1 protein-coding gene is annotated in these 1,123 nt (G+C 58.9%); it reads right to left on the minus strand.

Translation table 11 applies throughout. The features are described from left to right. Positions 1-12: 12 nt before the first annotated feature. Positions 13-1,077 (minus strand): IS630 family transposase, encoded by a 1,065-nt coding sequence (locus ABIB78_RS38685; RefSeq protein ID WP_429034290.1) that lies wholly within the window; start codon positions 1,075-1,077, stop codon positions 13-15. Positions 1,078-1,123: the final 46 nt, after the last annotated feature.

Below are 1,123 nucleotides of genomic sequence, written 5' to 3' on the forward strand. Positions count from 1 at the left end.
TAGTACCCGGAATCAGAGCTGAGTGATACGGCGGCCTTTGAAGCGGCGTTGGCGGACCTTTTTCTTGGTCCAGACGAAAGGCTCGGCTTTGTCGTTGTACGCGTTGACGTAGGCATCGATGTGTTCCTGAAGCTGCTTGAGGCTTGTGAAGGAGGTGCCGCTGAGTGACTGGCCCTGCAGGACCGAGAACCAAACCTCGACCTGATTGAGCCAGGACGCGCTTGTCGGCGTGAAATGAAATTTCACATTGGGATGGGCCTTGAGCCAGTGCTCGTTCTTCTTGTGGGTGTTGAGATTGTCGAGGATGACGTGAAGCTTTCGGTCCGGAAAAGCCAAGGTGACGCTGTCCATGAAGTCGAGGAACTCGACACGGCGCCGGCGTTTTGAATGCGTCGCGATGATCTTTCCGGTCGCAACCTCGAGTGCCGCAAACAGCGTTGTCGTGCCATGCCGCTTGTAGTCGTGGCTCTGGCCGGTCAAGGCGCGGCCATTGGGCAACTTCAGGTAGCCCTGCGCTCGCTCCAAGGCCTGGATCGAGGGCTTCTCGTCAACGCATAGCACAATGGCCTTCGCGGGCGGGGCGACGTAAAGGCCGACAACATCGGCGGCTTTGGCTGTAAAGTTCGGGTCGTTGCTCTCGCACCAGGACTTGCGAGCTGCGAGATCGATCTTGTGGCTGCGCAGGAACCGCCAGACATATTGGACGTCAACATCGCCCAACGCCTCGGCCAACAGAGGGCCGGTCCAGCGCGCAAACCCTTGCGGGGCCGGCTTATCCAGCAGCTTCAGTATCCGCTTGTCTGTGAGCTTCGTATAGATCGGCTGCTTGCCGGGCCGCGGCTTGTCTTGCAGACCTTCAAGGCCATGGTCGGCATAGCGATGCCGCCAAAGGCTGACAATCCGCGGCTGGACCCCAACTTCCTTGGCGATCGAGCGGGTGCTGCGCCCGTCCGCCGCCAACAGAACGATCCGCGCCCGCTTTAAATCGCGCTGCAATGTCACCGGTGAGCGACAACACGCCTCAAGCACCTTGCGATCTTTCCTCGAAAGGTGGACTTCTCTTGCTTCGGGTATCATCCCGACCTTGAATCACGACTCACGATCCAAGAAAAGTGGGTACTAG

Origin of the sequence: Bradyrhizobium sp. I1.14.4, assembly GCF_050435825.1 — a bacterium.
Classification (GTDB): domain Bacteria; phylum Pseudomonadota; class Alphaproteobacteria; order Rhizobiales; family Xanthobacteraceae; genus Bradyrhizobium.

What these genes read in the sequence shown, in the direction of transcription:
- ABIB78_RS38685 (WP_429034290.1), bottom strand. Translation starts at nt 1,077, where the DNA reads ATGATACCCGAAGCAAGAGAAGTCCACCTTTCGAGGAAAGATCGCAAG.